Source organism: Streptomyces sp. L-9-10 (genome assembly GCF_004151105.1).
GTDB lineage: Bacteria > Actinomycetota > Actinomycetes > Streptomycetales > Streptomycetaceae > Streptomyces.
Genome location: NZ_PHRF01000114.1, coordinates 38,308 through 60,194 on the forward strand (window position 1 = coordinate 38,308; position 21,887 = coordinate 60,194).

At 70.4% G+C, this 21,887-nt stretch carries 18 protein-coding genes and 1 pseudogene; 10 read left to right on the plus strand and 9 right to left on the minus strand.

The genetic code is table 11. From position 1 onward, the window contains the following. Positions 1–350 precede the first annotated feature (350 nt). Positions 351–1,970, plus strand: a complete 1,620-nt coding sequence (gene uppS, locus CU044_RS26930) for a polyprenyl diphosphate synthase (protein ID WP_129771352.1) — start codon at positions 351–353, stop codon at positions 1,968–1,970. Positions 1,971–1,991: 21 nt separating this feature from the next. Here the strand turns inward: uppS and CU044_RS26935 are convergent, their stop codons facing one another. Then, positions 1,992–2,636 carry a hypothetical protein gene (locus CU044_RS26935; protein WP_129771353.1) on the minus strand — a complete coding sequence of 215 codons (645 nt, stop codon included), beginning with the start codon at positions 2,634–2,636 and terminating at the stop codon, positions 1,992–1,994. 255 nt (positions 2,637–2,891) lie between these two features. On the opposite strand from CU044_RS26935, the gene CU044_RS26940 reads away from it, so the two are divergent. After that, positions 2,892–4,169, plus strand: a complete 1,278-nt coding sequence (locus CU044_RS26940; protein ID WP_129771354.1) for an alpha-L-fucosidase — start codon at positions 2,892–2,894, stop codon at positions 4,167–4,169. Between the two features lie 27 nt (positions 4,170–4,196). On the opposite strand, the gene CU044_RS26945 is transcribed toward CU044_RS26940, so the two are convergent. The 3 genes from CU044_RS26945 to CU044_RS26955 form a co-directional block, all read right to left on the minus strand. Continuing rightward, positions 4,197–5,018, minus strand: a complete 822-nt coding sequence (locus tag CU044_RS26945; RefSeq protein ID WP_193564084.1) for an AraC family transcriptional regulator — start codon at positions 5,016–5,018, stop codon at positions 4,197–4,199. Between the two features lie 99 nt (positions 5,019–5,117). Beyond that, positions 5,118–7,643 (minus strand): FAD/NAD(P)-binding protein, encoded by a 2,526-nt coding sequence (locus CU044_RS40230; protein ID WP_345790156.1) that lies wholly within the window; start codon positions 7,641–7,643, stop codon positions 5,118–5,120. A gap of 197 nt (positions 7,644–7,840) precedes the next feature. Beyond that, on the minus strand, positions 7,841–8,491 hold the full coding sequence (locus CU044_RS26955; RefSeq protein WP_129771355.1) for a thymidylate kinase: 651 nt from the start codon (positions 8,489–8,491) through the stop codon (positions 7,841–7,843). A gap of 962 nt (positions 8,492–9,453) precedes the next feature. Here CU044_RS26955 and CU044_RS26960 point away from each other — a divergent pair. After that, entirely contained in the window at positions 9,454–9,858 is a 405-nt protein-coding gene (locus tag CU044_RS26960) for a nuclear transport factor 2 family protein (protein WP_129771356.1), read from the plus strand. 333 nt (positions 9,859–10,191) lie between these two features. On the opposite strand, the gene CU044_RS26970 is transcribed toward CU044_RS26960, so the two are convergent. Beyond that, positions 10,192–11,154, minus strand: a complete 963-nt coding sequence (locus CU044_RS26970) for a zinc-dependent alcohol dehydrogenase family protein (protein WP_129771357.1) — start codon at positions 11,152–11,154, stop codon at positions 10,192–10,194. A gap of 169 nt (positions 11,155–11,323) precedes the next feature. On the opposite strand from CU044_RS26970, the gene CU044_RS26975 reads away from it, so the two are divergent. The 3 genes from CU044_RS26975 to CU044_RS26985 all read left to right on the plus strand — a co-directional run bounded on the left by CU044_RS26975 (position 11,324) and on the right by CU044_RS26985 (position 17,053). Continuing rightward, positions 11,324–11,968 carry a TetR/AcrR family transcriptional regulator gene (locus CU044_RS26975; RefSeq protein WP_193564085.1) on the plus strand — a complete coding sequence of 215 codons (645 nt, stop codon included), beginning with the start codon at positions 11,324–11,326 and terminating at the stop codon, positions 11,966–11,968. A gap of 197 nt (positions 11,969–12,165) precedes the next feature. Further along, a complete protein-coding gene (locus CU044_RS26980; protein WP_129771358.1) occupies positions 12,166–13,380 on the plus strand; it encodes a serine hydrolase domain-containing protein in 1,215 nt (404 codons plus the stop codon). 397 nt (positions 13,381–13,777) lie between these two features. Then, positions 13,778–17,053, plus strand: a complete 3,276-nt coding sequence (locus CU044_RS26985) for a S8 family serine peptidase (protein WP_165371980.1) — start codon at positions 13,778–13,780, stop codon at positions 17,051–17,053. A 101-nt stretch (positions 17,054–17,154) separates the two neighbouring features. Here the strand turns inward: CU044_RS26985 and CU044_RS26990 are convergent, their stop codons facing one another. Next, entirely contained in the window at positions 17,155–17,655 is a 501-nt protein-coding gene (locus CU044_RS26990; RefSeq protein ID WP_129771360.1) for a MarR family transcriptional regulator, read from the minus strand. Between the two features lie 94 nt (positions 17,656–17,749). Between CU044_RS26990 and CU044_RS26995 the strand changes: the two genes are divergently transcribed. The 4 genes from CU044_RS26995 (at position 17,750) to CU044_RS27010 (ending at position 20,650) form a co-directional block, all read left to right on the plus strand. After that, complete coding sequence (locus CU044_RS26995) at positions 17,750–18,172, plus strand: Rid family hydrolase (RefSeq protein WP_129771361.1); 423 nt, start codon at positions 17,750–17,752, stop codon at positions 18,170–18,172. Positions 18,173–18,386: 214 nt separating this feature from the next. Beyond that, positions 18,387–19,106 carry an SDR family NAD(P)-dependent oxidoreductase gene (locus CU044_RS27000; RefSeq protein ID WP_129771362.1) on the plus strand — a complete coding sequence of 240 codons (720 nt, stop codon included), beginning with the start codon at positions 18,387–18,389 and terminating at the stop codon, positions 19,104–19,106. 62 nt (positions 19,107–19,168) lie between these two features. Continuing rightward, entirely contained in the window at positions 19,169–19,915 is a 747-nt protein-coding gene (locus CU044_RS27005; RefSeq protein ID WP_129771363.1) for a glucose 1-dehydrogenase, read from the plus strand. A 132-nt stretch (positions 19,916–20,047) separates the two neighbouring features. After that, positions 20,048–20,650, plus strand: coding sequence for a TetR/AcrR family transcriptional regulator (locus CU044_RS27010; RefSeq protein ID WP_129771364.1), 603 nt, complete (start codon positions 20,048–20,050; stop codon positions 20,648–20,650). Positions 20,651–20,664: 14 nt separating this feature from the next. Here the strand turns inward: CU044_RS27010 and CU044_RS27015 are convergent, their stop codons facing one another. The 3 genes and pseudogenes from CU044_RS27015 to CU044_RS27025 all read right to left on the minus strand — a co-directional run. After that, positions 20,665–20,907, minus strand: coding sequence for a hypothetical protein (locus tag CU044_RS27015; RefSeq protein WP_129771365.1), 243 nt, complete (start codon positions 20,905–20,907; stop codon positions 20,665–20,667). Beyond that, positions 20,891–21,142, minus strand: a complete 252-nt coding sequence (locus CU044_RS27020) for a DUF6400 family protein (RefSeq protein WP_129771366.1) — start codon at positions 21,140–21,142, stop codon at positions 20,891–20,893. The genes CU044_RS27015 and CU044_RS27020 overlap by 17 nt, the downstream gene beginning before the upstream one ends. A gap of 286 nt (positions 21,143–21,428) precedes the next feature. Next, positions 21,429–21,887, minus strand: a pseudogene (locus CU044_RS27025) (2-oxoacid:ferredoxin oxidoreductase subunit beta); the annotation flags it as partial.

The window sequence follows — 21,887 nt, forward strand, 5'->3', positions numbered from 1 at the left end:
CTCACGGCCGGGGGGGGTTGAGGTATCACGCGAACGCCGCGACGTTGCCGGTCCACACCCAGGTCTCGCGCCGCCGGCGGACTCCGCACCGGGCCGGGCAGCTCCCCGGTCCGACGGCAAGCACCCCGGCCTCCGCGTGGGTGAGCGGCCGAGCGCGCCGGTGCGCGGGCGCGCGATCCCGTGGTTCGCCGTCCGGACCAACACCGGGCGGCCGACGTGTCGTTAGTGACGGTGACAGCGCCCGGACATGGGTCGGTGAGGAGGCGCCGCCAGAGGAGGGGCCGCCGCCTGCCGCGTTGCCGGGGGCGTCGTCTCGTAACGGCGGCGCGGTCGAAGGGGAGGTACGGAGAATGTCGGGCAACGAGGAGCCGTTCGTCGATTCACCCGAAACGCGGGCGTCCTACGAGGTGTGCGCTGCTGAGATCAGGCAGTTCCTGACGCCGATGTGGAAGGCGGCCGAGGTGCTGCCCGCCGCGATCCGTCCCCACGTCCTGGCCGTGAACGCTTTCACGGTGCGCAGCGACCGCATCGCCGATGAGGGCGGAACGCGGCGGGTACGCGAGGAACGGTTCGCCCGGTGGCGTTCCGAGACTCTGGAGGAGCTGCGCACCGGGCGCAGCGAGCATCCGCTGCGGCGGGCGTTCGTGGACACGGTGCGGCGGTGGGAGATCGACCACGCGCTGGTCGAGGAGTTCCTCGACACCATGCGGGCCGACTGCGTCTCCCCGCCCGTCTTCGAGACGTTCGCGGAACAGCGGCGCTATCTGCGGGGAATCTCGGGGACGACCAACGTGATGTGGATGTCGCTGCTGGATGTGAGCGGACCAGAGGCGTTGGCGTCGGCCTCGTTACTGGGTGAGGTGTGCCAGCTGGTGGACAACTTCGAGGACCTGCCGGTCGACCTCGCCGCCGGGCGGTGCTATCTGCCACGCGCCGATCTGCGGCGCTTGGGGCTGGAGGTAGGCGACCTCCGGGGCGGTGAACGGCGAGCGGAACTGGACGAGTTGGTGGACATCCAGCTCGGGCGGTGGCGTGACCTGCTGGAGCAGGCGATGCCGGTGGCCGGGATGGTGAGCCCCCGGTACGAGCCGTTCCTGCACACGGTGCTCCTGGGGGCGTGGATGCAGTTCGATGAGGTCACGCTCCGGAAGTCCCGGGTCTTCGCCGACGGAATGGAACCACTGACATCGACCGGCGCGGCGCGGCGCCGCCCGGCGTGGCCGGTGGCGGATGTGGTGCCCGGCCATGTCGCGGTCATCATGGACGGCAACCGACGGTGGGCCACCCGGCAGTCCCTGCCGGTCTCGCGGGGTCATCAGGCGGGCGGGCAGGCCGCGATGCGGCTGGTCAACGCCGCGCTGCGGCTCGGAGTCCGGCACGTGAGCATCTACGCGTTCTCCACCGAGAACTGGGACCGTTCCCAGGAGGAACTGACCGCCCTGTTCGACACACTGGCCGACGGGATCGCCCGCGGTACCGAGTGGCTGCACGAACTGGGCGTGCGGGTGCGCTGGTGCGGACGGCGGGACCGTATCGATACGTCACTCGCCTCCGCCCTGACGCTGGTGGAGAGCCTGACGTCGAACAACGATGTGCTGGCGCTGACCCTGTGCGTCGACTACGGCGGGCGGGACGAACTGACCGACGCCGCCCGCGCGCTGGCCGCCGAGGCGGTCGCGGGGACGATCCGGCCCGAGGACATCGGCCCCGCCGACCTGGCCAGGAACATGTACGCCCCCGGCCTTCCCGACGTCGATCTGCTGATCCGTACGTCCGGCGAGCAGCGCATCAGCAACTTCCTGCCCTGGCATCTCGCCTACGCCGAGCTGGTCTTCGATCCGACCCCCTGGCCCGACTTCGGACTGGCACGGCTGCGGGAGGCCCTCACCACGTACGCCGGCCGCCAGCGCCGCTTCGGAGGCACCCTTCCCGGTCCTGCCCGACCGGTGGAGCCGGCCCCGGCTCCCTGAGCAGGAGCCGGCCCCCCGGCATCACTGCTTCGGCGGGGTGTACACCCGCTCCGCGGTCACACGCGCCAGCACCGTGTCAGCGGTGAACGCGGGTGCGCCGAAGGTGGCGGTGTACACCTCCAGCGCCTCGGGGGTGGGGTGCAGCGGCACCCCGTCGATCCTGACCTTCAGCGGCCGGCCCGCCGGCACATCGGAGGTGGTCAGCAGTCCCTCGGACACGGCGCACCGGAACACCGAGCGGTGCCCGACGTCGAGGCCGTTGACCTCGCACTCCCCCGACGCCAGCCCGTCCCTCAGAACACCCCGCAGGTTGACGACCCGGGCGCGCCCCGTGGGCGTGCGCACCGCGATCCCCCCGTCGAGGACACCGTCCCCCTCGGCCTTCGGCGGGCTCTTCAGCGAGGGGTCGCCCTTACCCGACCGGACGGGGAACCGCACCGCGGAACCGCTGGAGTCCTTCACCAGCTCGGCCGGCGCCACGGCCTCCACTACGGCTCCCAACCGGTCCAGCTCCGCCTGTACCTCCCCGGTCCACCGGACCTCGACCCAGCCCTCGGAGATCGTGCCCCACTTCTCGTCCGCGGCAGCGGACGCCGTCCCCGTGAGCTGGGCCAGCAGCGGCGCGGCCAAGGCCGCACCCAGAACGGTTCGACGATTCGTGCTCATCGGCGTGCCCACCATCCTTCCTCAGGGCCGCGGTACGCGACCGGAGGCACATCATGCGCCCGGCCGGATTCCCGGACCGCGAATCCGGCGGGGTGACACCCGGAAGGGGGACAGGCCGCACACCAGGTGTACGTGACGTCGAACGTCACCGCGATCCCGCTTCCAGGCCCGCCGGTCCACGGATGGTGAGAATCGACCAGTAGTGGTGGCTGCGGACAACGCGCGGGACGGACGGTCCGCTCTAGCGTCGTCCGCATGCCGATGCAACCGTGGTTCTCCGACGCGAAGCTGGGCATCTTCATCCACTACGGCATCTACGCCGTGGACGGAGTGCCCGAGTCCTGGTCGTTCTATACGGGCCAAGTGCCCCACGAGCGCTATATGCGGCAGCTCGACGGCTTCACCGCCTCCCGCTACGACCCGGGGGCCTGGGCGGAACTGTTCGTACGGGCGGGCGCGAGGTACGCCGTGCTGACCGCCCGTCACCATGACGGTGTGGCCCTCTGGGGCACCGCCCAGTCAGGGCTGAACGTTCCCGCGCACACCCCCGCGGGGCGTGATCTCGTCGCCGGATACACCGATGCCCTGCGCGAGCACGGTCTCAGGGTCGGGCTGTACTACTCGCACTCGGACTGGAATCACCCCGACTACGCGAGCGTGTCACACCCGGACCCGGGCCGGGGAATGGAGGAGCTGAACACCAACCGGTTCGTGGCTCCCGCGGACGGGGTCGAGGACCTCGCCGCGTGGGCGCGCTATCTCGTGTACCGCGACGCCCAGGTCGGTGAACTCGTCGGCCGCTACCGGCCGGACCTGCTGTGGTTCGACGGGGAGTGGGAGCGCAGCGAGAGCCAGTGGAGGATGCGTGAGCTCTCCGGGCTGATTCTCTCGCTCGCCCCCGAGACGGTGCTCAACGCCCGCATGCTCAGTTACGGGGACTACGCGACCCCCGAGCAGGGCGTCCCCATCGTCCCGCCGGACGGACCGTGGGAGCTGTGTCTGACGGTCAATGACTCCTGGGGCTTCCAGCGTGACGACCACCGGCACAAATCGGTGGGGCAGTTGGTGCGCTACTTCACCGAGACGATCGGCATGGGCGGGAATCTGCTGCTCGGGGTCGGTCCACGGGAGGACGGCACGATTCCGGCGGAGCAGGCGGAGCGGCTCGAAGGGCTCGGCGCCTGGATCGGCCGGCACTCCCGGGCGGTGTACGGAACGGTGGCCGGACTGCCCGCCGGGCACCACTACGGTCCCAGCACACTGTCGGCGGACCGCCGCACCCTCTATCTCGTCTGCCTCGACATCCCCCGTGAGTCGGTGGCGGTACGGGGAGTGCGCAACGCCGTGCGCCGCGTCCGTGTCCTCGGTACGGGCGCGGAGCTGGACCACCGTGTCGTCGGCGGGCTGCACGACGTACCCGGTGTGCTGTGGATCGACGCGCCGCGCGCCGCCGACCTGGACGAGCAGGCCACCGTCCTCGCCGTCGAGCTGGACGGCGAACTGGACCTCTACCAGGGCGCCGGCCGTACCTGACACGCCCGTGCCGGTGCGGCGGGTGCGTTACGCCGTACCGGCACGGACGGCTCGCGGCGAGGCGTGCAGCTCACGCCGGCACGCTTTGTTGAAGGCCTGGAGGTCCGGCATCCCCACGGCGGCCGCGATGGCCGGGATCGACAGCGTCGACTCCGTCAGCAGATGCCGTGCCCGGTCCATTCTGCGCCGCCGGACATACGCGACCACCGTGCTGTCCAGGTCCGCCCGGAACAGCCGGATCAGATGGTTGTGCGAGACGTTCGCGGCACGCGCCACTTCCGGGACGGTCAGCGGCTCGTGGAGCCGGGACTCGATGTACGCCACAGCGGCGGCCACCGACGCGTGCGGCTGATCCGTACCGGGCCGCCGCCCGAGCAGGGCCACCTGCCACAGCGCCGACCACAGCTCCGGCACCGCGCGGACCGGGCTGTGCGCCGCCGCGGCGACGGCCTGGGCCAGCCGGCTGTTGAGAGCGGGCGCCCCGGCCCCGGCGTCCTGCATGACCGGAACGCTCAACCGCTCGCCTTCGTCGGCGAGTTCGAAGTGCGCGTAGAGATGCTCCGAGCGCCCTCGGTAGCGGAACTCGACCGGTGAGCCGGGTGGTACGAGACTCACCCGGCCCGGCCGTACGGCGTACGGCATTCCATCGACGGTGAGATCGGCCGCGTACCGGTACAGATGCAGTTGCCACAGACCGGGCAGCACGAACACATCACGGTCCGAGCTGACGCCATGGATACCCACACCGAGATCCACCAGGCGTGGGGGCGAGTCCAGGCAGAGCATGACCTGCCCGCCCGGACGTCCCTGCACCTGCCCGCCCGGACTCCCCTGACCGTAGCCGCTCATGGTGAAAACGTACCAGCGGTCCTCCGAACCGGGTCGCACACGGACAGGACGAGGGCGTCCTCGCCCTCCGCGCGGGTCGGCAGCATGCCGGGAGTCCGGTCAGGGCGACGCCACGCGGTCGACAAGGTGCTGGAGCCGTTCGTCGAGCAGCTTCGCGGGGTCCGGGGTGCAGGTGGCGAGCGCGATCATGCTCGCCACGACGACATCGCACAGCTCCCTGTGGACGTCGTCCCAGGTGTGCGACGCGCCCTTGCGCGGGTTGGCCCCTGTGGCGCCGTGCATCGCCTCGGCGACCTCACCGACCTCCTCGCTGATCTTGAGTACGCGCCACAGCCGTACGTCCCCGGTCAGCTCCGGGTCGGCGTTCGCGTCCAGCCAGTGCCGTAGTCGTTCCACGCGAGGCCAGGTGGTGTCCTGCGTGTGGGTCGTCTCGGTTTCGGTGGCGGTGTGTCCCCAGAACTCCCGCATCCAGCACAGGATGTCCCGCATGATGTGGTGGTTCTGGTTCGGGCGCAGCGCGCCGTACTGGAAGAACATCACGCCCTCGCTCGGCCAGCCGAGCAGTGTGAGCCGCTTCTCCACCTCGCCGTCGCCGCGCACCGGGTGGAAGTCCTCGGTCAGGTCGAGGCCGCCGGGGGCGAAGTCCGGCCCGTCGGTTCCGGGGTTGCACCAGGTGCGGACGAGCCCGCGCTTCAGCAGGTTCGGGTAGAGCGGTCGGACGTCGTTCTTGGCGTCGAAGGGATGGACGCGGGAGTCGACCAGGACGTCGACGGGCAGCACGGCGCCGGTGATGCCACCGCGCACGACGAAGCGCCCGCTCCGCTCATCCGGCGTCACATCGGCCTCCGGGCCGGCCGACACATCGACGATGCCGTGCCGGATCAGGGCGCGGATCTTCTCCATGACCTCGAGCGCGGACCCGTTGCACAGCCGGTTCAGGTGACGCATGAAGACGTCGAGGAAGTCACGGTGCGACGCGGCGTGCAGTCCGCCGAAGTCGACGGCGGCCGCGATGACGTACCGCAGGTCGCGCCAGACGCCGTCGGCCGCCGCCTTCGCCGGGTTGGACAGGTTGCCCTGGACGGCCCAGCGGCGGTCGAGGTCGAGGAAGTCGAGCATCGCCGCGCGGTACTCCTCGGGCGTGGCGAAGGAACCGCGGTCGATCGGACGAATCAAACGGTCCCAGGAGAAGCGCTGGCCGGCGACGCTCTTCGGGTGGCGCCACGGGGATTCTCCGGCCGCGACGGCGTCCGCGAACCCCGCGGGGTCGTCGAACCGCGCGGCGATGGCACCGGCCTGCCCGGGGCCGAAGACCACCTCCAGGACACGGCGCAGCGCCGATTCCGCGTCCGGGTCGCGCTCCTTGGCCTCGGTGAGTCCGAGTTCGCCGGACAGAACCGCGTCGAGCGTCTCCGCGACCCGGTCGACGATGGCTTCCAGCGGGGCGAGGAGGCGCTGTACGGAGGTGTCCGACGCGGCGCAGCGGCCGCCGTCCGCGAGGAACGCCTCGTACCCGGGCCGGGCCGCCGCCTCAAGACGGCGGCCGATGTCGTCACCGAGCAGGGTGGTGTAGTATAACTGGGCCATTTCCAGGGCTATGACGGGGAAGACGTGATCACGGAAGTCGAGCTGCCGCTGCTCGCGGCCGCCGATGGTGACGGGCCGGCCCGCGGACCGGCGCAGCCGGTGCACCGCGTCCTCGGTGAGGAAGACGCCCCGGTGTTCCAGTTTCCCGGTGTCGCGCTCCTTGGCGTTGAACGGGCGGGTGAAGGTGAACAACGCGGAACGGCTGAACATGACGATGGAGTCGGGTTCCCGGCCGGACGCCCGGTACGCCAGGGTGCCGTCCGGCTGCTCGGTGAAGACTCCGCCCCTGCCCTCGGTGAGGTGCAGGATGACGTCGATGCCGGTGAGCCCCATACCGGCGCAGCCGACGGTAGTGCCGGGACCGGCCTGGCCGGGCGCGAAGGCGTTCTCCAGCGGATAGACGGAGGGGACGAAGACCGCCCGGTGGCTCTCGGCGAACCGGGACCATTGGGCCTGCCGGGGGTACCGGGCCGGGTCGTTGGACGAGTGCCCGGTCAGCATGAGGACGTGACCGGCGTCGATGACGGGCTCGCCGTCGCCGCCGACTACCCGGAGCGTGCCGTCCGGCAGTTCCTCCAGGTCCGTCACCTCCTCCTGGTGCAAGTGGACCTGCACACCGGGCACTTCCCTCAGCATCGCGACGTACCGCCGGAACCGGTCGGCGAGGGCCAGGCCGTGGACGTAACGCCTGGGCGAGTCCTCGGCAGCCAGGTCGAAGACGGGGTCGCCGGTCTCCTCGTACTTGGCGCGGCACCATTCGTGCAGGGTGGGGCGGTCCTCCCGGGGCAGCAGCGGTCCGGCGGCGACGACGCTCTCGTCGGCCGCGAACGCCACTTGCCCGGCGATCCGGTTGAGGACGCTGGTGACCGGCTGGTCGGGACTGTGGACCTGCCCGGCGCCGAACCGCCCCGCCCGGTCGAAGATGTGGATGTCGAGGGGCACCGGCCCGGCCGCCGCCTTCGCCACCGCGGCGAGCCGGTCCAGCACATAGGTGCAGCTGGGACCGGCGCCGACGATGGCGAGTCGGTTGGAACGCATGCGGTGGGTCTCCTAGATCAGGGTAGTGGTGCATTCCGGTGCGCCGCGGTCAGACGTCCTGTCGGACGTCCCTGTCAGGCATCACGGAAGGCGGAAGCAAACGGATGCCGATACGTCGGCGCCGCGCCTGGCGAGGTCGTCGCGGATCTGTCCGGCGAGCTCCCGTCAGGACGGAGGGCGGCGCCCCGTCGGCGCGTTCACCGCTGTTCCGTTGTGGACAGCGCGGACACGGTGGAGACGACCCGGCCGACCACTTCGTCGAGAGGTTCCCCGGCATCGACGGTCAGCCATCCGAACTGCTCGGCCCAGTCGTCGAGCACCCCGAGTATGCGGCTCTGGTGGGTCAGGAAGCTGTCCCGCGAGCATTCCGGGTCCATACCGCACTCGTACGGGACGACGTCACGCCCGACCTTCCGCTCCCAGGCCAGATGGGGGTCGAGCCGCAGGTAGATGACCTGTTCGGAGCGCGGGAGGCCGGAGACGACGCCTTCGACCCACGCACTGTCCAGGCCGTAGACGATCTCACCGGCGGCATGTTTCATCCAGTATCCGTCGAGCAGTGTGACCTTGTCCGGCCGCCCCGCCTCCGGCGTACGGCCCAGGAGCGCATGGGTGACGGACCACATCAGGAAGAGGAACCGGGACGTGCTCGGCATCTCCGCGACACAGATCCGGGTGTTGAGCACATCGGGCCTCATGAACAGGGTCGCGGGGTAGTCGGCGTTGTCGATGATGTCCCACCGGTCCACCCGCTCGGCCCTCGTACCCGCCGCGAACAGGCGCTCGGTGGCGAGCCGGGAGACGGTCGACTTGCCGGCGCCGTCGGAGCCCACCAGCGAGACGATCACGCGGCACCGCCCCTGCTCGGTTCCCCGAGGCCGGCATGCCGAGGCGTCGGCGCCTCGAAACGGCTGTCCCAGGGTGAGTTCATCGATATGCCCGATCTCGGTCGGGTGACGGCGGCCTCGAACTCGTGGGACATGTGAGCCACGTTGCTCGTGTTCCCGTATCCGGTGTCGGGGTCGGCGACGTCCAGCTCAGCGGTGAGCATCACCGGCGCCGGGGCCGCGGACGCACTGCGACGGGGTAAGCCGTGACGGGGCATGTGTCTGACAATCCGTTCTCAAGGTCACGTCGTCTGATGGGGCGCGCCGACCACCGGCCACCGAAGCGTCGACGGCGTCGTCCGCGGGCTGGTCGATGGGCTGAGAGCACTCCCAAGTCGCCGTGGAATCTATGCGCGTTCGTCCGGCGACGACAGTCGTGAACGTTCTTGAAGTATTTCGTGAAGTCGCGGTGTCGACGCGCCAGATCAGGGTAGGAGCGCAGAGCCTCAATCCTTTTCCCGCAGGTCAGCGGCGGTGTGCCGCGGCTGTCGGGGTTGCTCCCCGCACGCTGACGACCGGTTGTCGAGCGTTTCTGATTGCTCGTCACACATGAGCATTGACACCGCACGCGTGCGCCTCGGCGGGAGCCCGGAAGGCGAGCTCGGAGATGCCGCCAGGGCCTCGTGCTCCCGGGCCTCGTACGCTCGCCCAGCTCGCGGAGTTGGTGGCCTGGAAAGTGAACTGCCGTTTGACGTATTTCATTTTCGCGAACGTTTTCCGCCCAAAGAAAGAAATACAATCACATCAAATATGGCTTCTCTGCGGCGCCTATGCGCTCTCCAAGCGCCATGGTTATCCTCGATATTTCGTGACGGGTCGTCAGGCAACCGTCGGGATCGTCACGAAAGATCGAGGCCGAGCAGCGTAGAAGGTACCGCTCGGCTCGTGCCATCGATTCGGCCGCCTGCGGAAGGGACAATGCGATGGATCCTGATATCCGGACCAGGGCCGCGCTCGAGGAACACTGGCAGGCATCGGAGCGCGGGGACACCGAGGCGGAGCACGCCATCTACGCCGCGGACGCGATCCTCGACTACCCCCAGTCAGGTGAACGATTCCGGGGCCGCGCGACGATTTCGGCGCAGCGTGGCGGGCACCCCGCCAGTCGGCACTTCACCGTCCGCCGGATCGTGGGCGGCGGGGATCTGTGGGTGAGCGAGTGCGTCATCACGTACGACGGGGTTCCCACCTACTCGGTGAGCGTCATGGAATTCGCCCACGGGCATGTGGTCCACGAGACGCAGTACTTCGCGGACACCTTCGGTGCGCCCGAATGGCGCACGGAACTCGCGGAGCCGATGCCGGGCAGGACGATCACCAGGGCCTGACCCGCGGCCGGCCTCGATTCGTTTAGCGCACATGACCATCACTGTCCGACCGGGAAGCACCGTGATGTTCACCGGCGATTCGATCACCGACGGCCAACGGCCGGCGAGCGTAGACGGCCTCGGATTCGGCTATCCGCCGCGCATCGCGGGCGAGTGGGGACTCCGGCACCCGGAGCGCCCCGTGACGGCCGGGGGCCGTGTCCGGCGTGCGCGTCCGGATGCGCCCCACCCGCCGGCCGGTGCCACTGATCGCTCATGTCGTGGTCACGCCACCGAGCCCCATCCCCCTGCCCCGGGCCTGCCCCAGAGCCACGGACACTGTCCCTGCCAGGCTCAGGGGGTCAGCACGATCCTGCCGAACACCTCGCCCGCGTCCATCCGGTGGTGGGCGAGCACCGCCTGGTCGAGCGGCAGCACCTCGTGGACGACCGCGCGCAGGTCCCCCTGTACGGCAGCGGCGAACTGGGACGACCGCACGGCCTGCCTGTCGGGGCCGGGCACGGTGTCGGAGCTGAAGGTGGCGAACGACAGCGACCTGCGGAACGCGTCCATCAGTCGCATGCCGAAGTCCGCCGGTGGCTGTCCACCGACCACGCCAACGGCCACGAACCGCCCGTTGGAGTTCAGCCTGTCCAGGAAAAGGGGCAGCTGGGGACCCCCCACGACATCGATCACCACGTCGAAGCCCAACGGCGTGTCCGAGCCGTCCTCGCCGGAGCGGTCGAGGACATGGGTCGCGCCCAGGTCGCGCAGGCGGGCGCCGCGCTCCGCCGAGGAGGTGGTGACCGCCACCGCGCCCGCGCCGCCCCTGGCCGCCAGCTGGACCGCCGTGATCCCGATGCTGCCCGCCGCACCGCGCACGAGGACCGTCTCGCCGGGCATGAAACGGGCGCGGTCCAGGGCGAAGTGGGCGACCACGCCGGAGCCTCCGAGAGCCACCGCGTCGGCGCCGGTCAGGCCGTCGGGCAGCGGAAGGATGTCCTCGACCGCGGAGACGGCATGTTCGGCGTAGCCACCGGACAGGCCGGTGAACGCCCACACCCGCCGCCCTGTCCACGAGGCGTCCACGCCCTCGCCCACCGCGGTGACGCTTCCCGCGACCTCGCTGCCGAGGAGATGGCCCTCCCGGAAGCCGTAGGCGGCGAGCGCTCCCCGGCGGATCACGGCGTCGACGCCGCCTACCCCGATCGCCTCCGTGGCGATCCGCACCTGCCCCGGTGCGGGGACGGGCACAGGCAGGTCGACCACCTCCAGGCCGTCCGGGTCTCCGAACGTCCTGATCACGACGGCTTTCATCTTGGCTCCTGGGGTCGGTGGAACGACGGGGCACGGCCGCGACGGCCGTGTGCGGTGAGCCGGCCCCCACAGCCGAGGCATCACCGGCGCGGTGCCGGGCGGGCAGGGCGGCATCACCGTCATCGGACCGTAACGGACGTACCCGTCCGTTTGGCTAAAGTGAGAAGCCATGACCGACCATTTGCCTCAGACCGTGCGCTCCGACGCCCGCGACAACCGTGCCCGGATCTTGGACGCCGCCCGCGCGGTGTTCGGCGAGGAGGGCCTGAGCGCGCCCATGCGGGAGATCGCCCGGCACGCGGGCGTCGGCCCCGCCACGCTGTACCGGCACTTCCCGACCAAGCGGGCCCTGATCGTGGAGACCTTCGCCGAGCAGCGGCGAGCCTGCCACGGCGTCGTCCGCGACGCCCTCGCGGACCCGGACCCGTGGCACGGATTCCAGAGCCTGGTCGAGCGGATCTGCGAACTCCACGCCCACAGCCGGGGATTCGCCGACGCCTTCATGACGGCTTTCCCCGAGGCCGCGGACTTCGCCGCCGACCGAGAGCCCATTCTGCGCGCGGTCGCCGAACTGGCCCGCCGCGCCCAGAAGACCGGCCAGATGCGCTCCGGCTTCGTCGTCGACGACCTGATCCTGATGCTCATGGCCCACCGCGGCGTCCAGGACGTGCCGCGCACAGACCGGCTCACGGCCTCCCGCCGCTTCGCCGCCTACGTCATCGGGGCATTCCACGCCGTTCCGGCGACGGACGCGTCCGCGCCCATGCCGCCGGCTCCCCGCCTGCGGCTCGTGTACTCCCCCAGCACGCCGTAACCCCCGTCACCAGGAGGTCTTGTCAGCGGTGGGCGGTTTCCCGAAGCGGTTCACCGGGACGCGAGTTGTCGACGCTCCTTGCGTGTGCGTGTGCGTGTGCGTGTGCCTGTGCGTGCGGGTCGGGTCGGGGTGAGATCAGGGATCGCTCCGGAGCTCCCCCGATACGCGGGCGCGTGCCCGCTGACAGCGTGTGGGACATGATCTCAACACGCATGTCACGAAGGGCCTTCGCGAGAACCGCCCTGTCGGGAACGGCCGCGCTGGCCGTCGGCGTGGCGCTGCCCGCGCCACGCGCCACCGCCTCGCCCGTGCCGCTCGCATCGCTCCCGCCGCTCCCGCCGCTGGACCCCGGTGCTCTCCAGGCGGCGATCGACGACCTTGAGCATCCGCCGTCGACCGCGGCCCAACTGCGAGTCGGTGGCACAGCCGGCCACTGGCGCGGCACCTCGGGCGTCGCCGACATCAGGACACAACGCCCGGTGACAGCGCATGAGAAGTTCCGGGTCGGCAGCATCACCAAAATCTTCGTCGCCACGGTGGTGTTGCAGTTGGTGGCGGAGGGCCGGATCGCGCTGGACGCGCCGGTACGGCGGGTCCTGCCGGGGCTGTTGCCGGACCGCTTCTCGGCCGTCACCGTGGCGCACCTGCTGAACCACACCAGCGGGTTGCCCGACCATGTCGGCATCCCGGAACCGGAGACCGCGGAGGAGGTGTTCCGCCACCGCTTCGACCACTGGACGCCGCGGGAGTGGGTGGCGACGGCGACAAACGGGCCGCTGAAGTTCGCCCCGGGCACCCGGCAGGAGTACCGGGGCATCAACTACGTACTGGCCGCGCTGATCATCGACTCGGTCACCGGCCGCCCGTACGGGGAGGCCGTCGCGGCCCGCCTTCTGCGCCCGCTGGGCCTGGCGCACACCGTCGTGCCCGGCGACGACCCGCGCATCCACGGCCGGCACGTGCACGGCTACCTGGCCATGGCCGACGGCGGTCTCCGGGACATCACCGTGTACGACCAGTCGTCCGTCCGTGGCGAGGGCGACATGATCTCCACCACGCGCGATCTCGACCGGATGCTCACCGCGCTCTTCTCCGGCGAGTTGCTTCCGCCCGGACTGCTCCGGCTGATGTTCACCCTGCCGCCGAACGACGTGCGGATGCTGGACGGCAGCCCGGCCCGGTACAGCACCGGGCTGCAGCGGGCGGTCGTCAACGGCGTCACCCTCTGGGGCAAGACAGGCGAGAAGTACGGCTACAAGAACGCCGCGTTCTCCACTCGTGACCAGCGACGCCGCTTCGTGCTCGCGTATCACCCGACGACCGCGCGCGACGGCGCGGAGAGCCAGATGATCGCCCGGATCAGCGACCTGCTCACCCGCGACAACCCGGGCGCCGGAGGCTCGGCGGTCTGAGGCCGGGCGGGGCGGGGCGAGGCGGGGCGGTCACAGCATCTGCCGACGTGTGATCAGGCGGACCGGCGCCGCGTGGCAGGGCGGCAGCGACAGGGCCGGGCAACGGCCGCCCACCCGCGCCCGTCCGCCGAGGCGCGTCGCCCAGGGGCCCGAGCACGCGCGTGCTCGGGCCATGCATGCGGCCAACTGGGCTGCGCGGCGCCACAGTTGATCGTCCCAGCCGTCGGCCGCCCCACCCCACACGCGCCATTGACATGATCTCTTCATCACGGACAGGCTGTCGCCCGCGTGTTGATCGATCATCTGTTGATACCCAAGCCCAGAGAGCCTGCAGACAGGGGCGATAGTGCTGAGAAGAAGACGTATCAGAGCTGGCGCGGTCGCGGTGGCCGCGGCCGTGACACTCGTGGCGGGGACGACAGCGGGGCTCACCAACGCCCCGTCGGCCACCGCGGACACCGGGCGGACGACGACACTGGCGACCGCGTCGGGCGTGGCGACCGCGGCGGACGCGGCCCGGAACGTCGTCCTGATCACCGGCGATCAGGTGCTGTTGGACAAGGATGGCAACGTTGTCGGAGTGGCGCCCGCCAAGGGCCGGGCCTCGATACCCGTCCAGATCGGTGAGACCGGCGGACACAGCTATGTGATCCCCTCGGACATCGAACCGCTGATCGCGGCCGGGCGCCTCGACCTGTCGCTGTTCGACGCGGCCGAGTTGAACCGTCCCGAGTACGACGACCTGGCGGACGGCGGGACGCCGGTGATCGTCGAGTACGCCGCGGAGAACCCGTCCGCCCGGACGCGACTGCACGCGCGGACCAGCACGTCCGTCCGGGATCTCGACGCGGTGGACGGCGAGGCGCTCGTCCTGCGTCCGGAGGAGGCGGCCGGAGCGTGGTCCTCGCTCACCGACACCTCCACCGGAGTCAGCGAACTGGCGCCGGGCGTGGCCTCCATCCGGCTCGACGGCGTGGCGACGGCCTCACTGGACGTGAGTGTGCCGCAGATCGGCGCACCGGACGTGTGGAAAGCGGGTTACGACGGGACGGGTGTGAAGATCGCCGTCCTCGACACCGGCATCGACACCGGCCACGCCGACGTGGGCGGCAAGGTCGTCGCCCAGCGCAACTTCACGGCCGAGGCGGACGTCCAGGACCACCACGGGCACGGCACGCACGTGGCCTCCACCGCGGCGGGGACCGGCGCGGCGTCCGGCGGCACCTACAAGGGCGTGGCACCGGGTGCCGACCTGATCATCGGCAAGGTGCTCAACTCCGCCGGTTCCGGCCTCGACTCCGAGATCATCGCCGGCATGGAGTGGGCGGTCGAACAGGGCGCCGACATCGTGAACATGTCCCTCGGCGCCACGGACTCGCTGGGCGTCGACCCGCTCGAAGAAGCCGTCGACGCACTGTCCGACCGGGCGCTGTTCGTCGTGGCCGCGGGCAACTCCGGCCCCGGGGACACCACCATCGGCTCCCCCGGCGTCGCCGAGTCCGCGCTGACCGTGGGCGCCGTCGACAAGAAGGACGCGCTCGCGTCCTTCTCCTCCCGGGGCCCGCGTCTGGAGGACGGGGGCGTCAAGCCCGATGTGACCGCGCCCGGCGTGGACATCACGGCGGCGTCGGCCGCGGGGACCCTGCCGGGGTACCCGCATCCCGCCCCCGGGTACGTGACGATGAGCGGCACCTCCATGGCCACTCCGCATGTCGCGGGCGCGGCCGCCCTGCTCGCCCAGCGGCATCCGGACTGGTCCGGTCCGCGGATCAAGTCCGCGCTGGCCGGTTCCGCGGAACCCGGCGCGTACAGCGCGTACGAGCAGGGCAGCGGCCGGATCGACCTGACCAGGGCGACGAAGCAGACCGTCGTCGCGGAGCCCGTCTCGCTGAACTTCGGCCGCGTGCTCTGGCCGCACACCGACGACGAGCCGATGACCAGGACGATCATCTACCGGAACGACGGCGACCAGGCGGTGACGCTCGACCTGTCCGCCGTGGGCACCGGCCCGGCGGGAGCCGCCGCCCCCGAGGGGCTGTTCACCATCGGCGCCCAGCAGGTCACCGTCCCGGCCGGTGGCACCTCCGCCGCCGTCGTCACGGCGGACACCCGTATCGGCGGTGACGTCTGGGGCGCCTTCAGCCTCACGGTCACCGCGACCGGCGGCGGCCAGACCGTCCGCAGCGTCGGGGGGCTCGACCGCGCGGCGGAGTCGTACGACCTCACCTTCAAAGCCACCGGCCGCGACGGCTCGACGCCCGGCTACCTCGACTGGGCCGCCACGCTGACCGGTATCGGCAACGACAACTACCAGTTGGTCAGGGGGGACGAGGGCACGAGCACGGTGCGCGTGCCCGCCGGTGACTACACGGTCGTCGGCAAGACCTTCGCGAGGGGCGGCACCGGTGGGCTGGGCCTGGACTACCTCGTCTCCCCGAAGCTGACGGTCGACCGCGACATGACCATCGAGATCGACGCCCGGCGGGCGAAGCCGATCGACGTGTCGTTGCCGGACCCGGACGCCAAGGGATACTCGTCCTTCATGATCAACACGGTGAAGGCGCACGGAACGGAGACGACCAACGTCCTGGGGCTGGGGGCGAACCCGGCCGACACCCGCACCGCCCAGATCGGTGACCCGGTGCCGCCCGGCGAACTCACCTCGTACTTCATGTCCCACTGGTCCAACGGCGACAGCGAGTACCACCTCGCGGACACCCTCACGGACGCCTTCTACACCGGACACACGCAGCACGTGACCTCGGCGGACCTGGCGAGGCTGACCGTACGCCAGGGCGCGTCGGTCACCGGGGCCCTGGGGCTGAACTGGACCACCGCACCGGACATCCCGGCGGGGGCCGTCGGCTTCTACTCCGACCTGCCGAACACGAGGACGGTATACCTCCAGGGAGGCTACCGCTGGGGCGAGTACTCCCAGCAGCTCACGGCCAACTCGCCCGCCGTCCTGGCCGAATACAGGATTCCCGGCAGAACGTACCGCGGAGGCGACCACTACACCGAGACCGTCAACACCGGGGTGTTCGGCCCGGCGCTCGCCAAGGGCCGGGGACTGGTCCGGGACGGCGACACACTGACCGGCACGATCACGCCCTTCGCCGACGGCGCGGGCCACAGCGGCGGAAGCGTGTACGACGCGGAATCCGCGTCCACCACGCTCTACCGCAACGGCCGGAAGTACGCGACCGCCGACGACGTCCTGGACGCCGTCGCCTTCCAAGTGCCCGCGGACAAGGCGCGGTACCGCCTGGTGACCACCGTGGGCCGGGCCGCGTCCGGCGTCGCGTCGGTCAGCTCGACCGTCACCTGGCAGGCCGAGTTCACCTCGTCCCGCACCGCGAAGGCCGCCGCCGTCCCGACGAGCGTGGTCCGCTACGCCCCGGCACTCGGCCCCGACTCCACGGCCGCCGCCGGCGTCAGGCAGTCCGTGCCGGTCACCGTCCAGGGATCGGCCGCCGGCCGCGACCTCGCGTCGCTGAAGGTGTCCGTCTCCTACGACGGCGGCAAGAAGTGGAGCCGGCTCGTCACGCACAAGGGCGCGGTGAGGGTGGACAACCCGGCCGCCGGCGGCTCGGTCTCCTTCCGGGCCGACGTCACGGACCGGAAGGGTGACACCTTCTCCCAGACGATCATCGACGCCTACCGTACGAAGTGATCCTCCGCGCCCGCACGGCAGGTCCCAGGCGGCCGTGCGGGCGTCGGTTCATCGAGCCGAACCCACACCGACGCGACCGGCGAGCGCACAACGCGCCCCTGTCAGGCCAGGTCGTCCGGCCGCACCCTCAGCTTGGCGGCGATCCGGGCGAGCGCCTGCTGGTCGGCGGCGGTGAGCGGGTCGAGTACGTACTGCCGGACCGAGCGCACATGGGTGGGCGCGGCGGCGGCGACCATGTCGTAGCCGGCGTCGGTGAGGGCGGCGACGGTGTACCGGCCGTCGTCGGGGTCGGGCGAACGCTCCACCCAGCCCCGCTGCTCGAACCGCTTGACGACGTTGGACAGGCGCGACAGGGAGCCGCTGGCGAGGTAGGCCAGGTCGCTCATCCGTATGCGGCGCTCCGGGGCCTCCGAGATATGGCTGAGGGTCAAGTACTCGAAGAGAGTCAGGCCGGCCCCGTGCTGAAGCGGCGACTCCAGCCGCCCCGGCAGAAGCAGGACCAGCGAGACCAGTCCGGTCCATGCCTCCTTCTCGTGCGCGGTGAGCCACAGCGCGTCATGGGAGGCGTCCTCGCCGGGGTTCGGGTTCGCGGGGGCGGCCATGACGACACCCTACCGAACGGTTGTGACTTCACGCGTGAAGTGAAGCGTGTTACGTTCACTTCACACGTGAAGTCAAGAAAGGGACAACAACACCATGAGCAAGCCGGAGTTCTTCGCCACGCCCGGGTACGGCGAGACGCAGCTGACCAACATGCACTACAACCAGGCGGTTCGCATCGGCGACCGCGTCGAGACCTCAGGTCAAGGAGGGTGGGACGACGACTGGAACTTCCCCGAGGCCCTGGAGGACGAGATCATTCAGGCATTCGAGAACGTCGAGCGGACCCTCGCCTCGGCCGGCGCCACATGGCGTGACGTCGTCGCCGTGGACTCCTACCACGTACCCGAGTCCGCCGACTTCATCGGTGAGGTCCACAACCGCGTCATGGTGGACCAGCTCCGCAAGCGGATGGGCGAGCGCGCTCCCATCTGGACCGAGATCGGCGTGTCGGCCCTCGGCGCCCCGAAGATGCGCGTCGAGGTTCGCGTCACGGCCGTCACCGGTCACGGCGACTGACCTACACCGCCGACCGCCCCTCATGCCAGTTAGACCAGTCTGTCTACCGTGCATCACGGTCAGCGACAGACCGCCCTCTCCCCGCACCAAACGGCAGCCCATGAGCGGAGTGAGCCGCGCCGGTTTGACGCGACCATAGAGCACTGTTTCACTGGACAGTGAAAGAAGACAGACCGGTCTAATCAGGTCTGATCAAGGGGAAGGAGGGGTGACCATGCCCGAGACACGCACAGCCCTGGTGACAGGCGCGACGTCCGGTATCGGCCGGGCCGCGGCGCTGAAGCTCGCCCAGGACGGGTTCAGGATCCTGGTGCACGGCCGCGACGCCGCGCGCGGAGCCGCGGTGGTCAAGGAGATCGAGAGCGCCGGCGGCAGCGCCGAGTTCCTCGCCGCCGATCTCACCGATGCCCACGCGGTCAGGCAGTTGGCGGACGCGGCCGGGGACGTCGAAGTCCTCGTCAACAACGCCGGGTTCTCCTGGTTCGGACCCACCGCGGACCTGCCCCCCGACACATACGACGACTTGTTCGACGCCAACGTGCGCAGCGCGTACTACCTCACGGCCGCTGTCGCGCCGAAGATGGCCGAGCGAGGCCGGGGCACCGTGATCAACCTGGGCAGCATGGCCGGGCAGATCGGCCTGGCAGGCGGCGCCGCCTACAGCGCCACCAAGGCCGCGCTCGCCGCACTGACCCGCTCCTGGGCCGCCGAGTACGGCCCGCGGGGTGTGCGGGTCAACACCATCGCCCCCGGACCGGTCCACACCGGCGGCGCGTCGAGGGACAGACTCACGGCCCTGGGAAGGACCACGGTTCTGTCCCGCGTGGCGGAGGCGGAGGAGATCGGGGACGTCATCGCGTTCCTGGCCTCGCCGGCAGCGGGCTACATCACCGGCGCCGTCATCCCCGTCGACGGCGGACGCACAGCCGTCTGACCCGTCCGCACGTGGGCCCATACCGCGTACGGACTCGTACCGCGTATACAGGAGCCGAGCTCATGGACAAGCCAGTCGTTCTGATAACCGGAGCACTCACCGGCATCGGCCGCGCCGCCGCTGTCGCCTTCGCCGAGAAGAGCGCGAACGTGGTCGTCGCCGGCCGGCGCGATGAGGCCGGCAAGACACTCGCCGAGGAACTGCGCGCCCTCGGCTCGGAGGCCGAGTTCATCAACACCGACGTCCGCGACGAGGACGACGTCCGCGCCATGGTCGACGAGGCCGTCACACGGTTCGGCCGTCTCGATGTCGCGGTGAACAACGCCGGCACCGAAGGCCGGCCCGGTCCGATCACCGACCAGACCGCGGAGACCTACAACGAGACGTTCGCAACGAACGTCCTCGGCGTCATCCTCAGCATGAAGCACGAAGTCCGCGCCATGCGGGAGCAGGGCAGCGGCAGCATCATCAACATCTCCTCGACCTACGGGCACGAGGGCGGGGCAGGGGCCTCCGTCTACGTCGGCAGCAAGCACGCCGTCGAAGGCCTCACCAAGTCGGTGGCGCTGGAGGTCGCCGCGTCGGGAATCCGGGTCAACGCCGTGGCCCCCGGCCCCACGGACACCGGCATGCTGAACCGTTTCACGGGCACGCCGGAGAACATGGCGGACATGGTGGCCCAGGTTCCGCTCGGCCGCCTCGGCCTCTCGGAAGAGCTCGCCGACGCGATCGTGTTCATCGCCTCGGAAGACGCCTCGTTCATCACCGGCCACATCCTCAATGTCGACGGCGGTATGACAGTCGCCTGATCGCCATACGAGCCGCCGCCGGACTCACCGGGAAGACAGGTCTGTCTAGCCCTGGGAAGCCCGTGTGGGAGCCACGAGAGCCTCTGAACGGAGCGGTAAACTGTACCGACAGTCTGAACAAAGGAAAGACCCATGCCCGGCAAGGTCAACGGCTCGAAGCCATCCGCGCGTGATCGTCTGCTGGCCGCCGCCGACGACCTGTTCTACCGCGAAGGCGTGCAGACCGTGGGCATCGACCGCATCGTGCAGACGGCCGGCGTCGCCAAGGCATCGCTCTACAACCTGTTCGGCAGCAAAGAGGAACTGGTGCGGGCATACCTGGACGCCCGCCACGCCGAGACCCGCGCGCAGATCGAGCGCACCCTGACCCGGTTCCGGACGCCGCGTGAGCGCCTGCTGGGTGTCTTCGACGCGCAGGGCCAGCTGTTCACCGAGCCCGGCTTCAACGGCTGTGCGCACATCATGGCCAGCGCGGAGGCGCAGTCCGGCAGTCCGGTCGAGTGTGCCGCGGACCGGTACCGGCAGTGGGTGAGGACGCTGTTCACGGACTTGGCCCGGGAGGCCGGCGTCGCCGACTTCGAAGGTCTGGCGCGGCAGCTGCACCTTCTGTACGACGGCGCCGGGGTTTCGGCGCGGATGGACCGGGATCCGTCGGCGGCGACAACCGCCCGTGCGGCGGCCGCCATGCTGTTCGACGCGGCGGTCAAGGACGCGGATACGGTCGCCGCCAGATAGCGGGGCTCGCCTCGTCAGGAAGGGGTGCCGTCGTCACGGCGGGTGACTCCGGGCCGGGTGTTCAGTGACCACATGTGGGTGCACCGCGGGCACTGAAGGTGGACGACCGGCCCGCTGTTGGAGATCAGAAAGCGCCAGTGGGCACCGCAGTTGCGGCGGTCGGCGCAGGTCGCGCAGTGACGGGCGTCGTCGCAGACGGGGCAGGCCACCCAGGCGCGGCGGGCGAGGTCCGCCTGCGGGTCAATGGGCAGCCGCACGGCCCGGCCCCTCCCCCGGCAGGACGCCGGCCGCCACCAGCAGGTCGTAGGTGCGCTGCTGCTCGGCGTCCAGACCCGAGTAGAGGAGCGCGTACGCCTCGTCCTCGCCGCGGAGGGCGGCCACCGGATCCCAGTCGGGCCCGAGCGCGGCCATGACCTCGGCCCGACGACGGGCTTCCTCGAGCGTCAGGTCGATCGTGAAGGGGATGAGGCCCGTGGCGTTGTCCTGGTTCATGGCGAGACTTCCGAAGTATGGGCAGAACCCCACCACCACTACCACCCGACCCCGGCGGCAGGGAAGGGCAGCCTAAGTCAGTGGGGGACGGCCCGGGACCGCGCACCACCCGGACCGTCGAAGGCGCGCCCTCGGATCGGCCACCAGGGATGGGCCGTTGCCGGCGCGAGTCCGCGAATGGCAGTCGAGGTCCACCCACTGTGTTGTGACGCACTTCACGCTCTGCTCGGCGGCCCGGTCCGGCCGACGTCCGGCTCTCGATGTGGGTCTTCCGAACCGTCCTTGATCAGCCGCTGACGGTCCAGGTGTCATTCCCGCTGAGGAGCGCGGCGAGGTCGCCCCCGCCGTTCCGCTGGATCGCCGCGTCCAGCTGGTCCGACATCAGGGTGTCGTAGACGGGACGCTCGACGCTGCGCAGTACTCCGATGGGGGTGTGGTGGAGGGTGTCGGGGTCGGCGAGGCGGGAGAGTGCGAAGGCGGTGGTGGGGCTGGTGGTGTGGGCGTCGTGGACGAGGATCTGGGATGCGTTGTCGGGTGTGACGGTGACGACGTGGAGGTCGCCGGTGGCGGGGTCGCGGACCACGCCTTTGCGGCCGTCGATGCCGAAGCGGATCGGCTGTCCGTGTTCGAGGCGGATCACGGCTTCGGCGGCCTTCTCCTTGTCCTTGAGGACGTCGAAGGCGCCGTCGTTGAAGATGTTGCAGTTCTGGTAGATCTCCACCAGCGCGGTACCGGGATGGTCGGC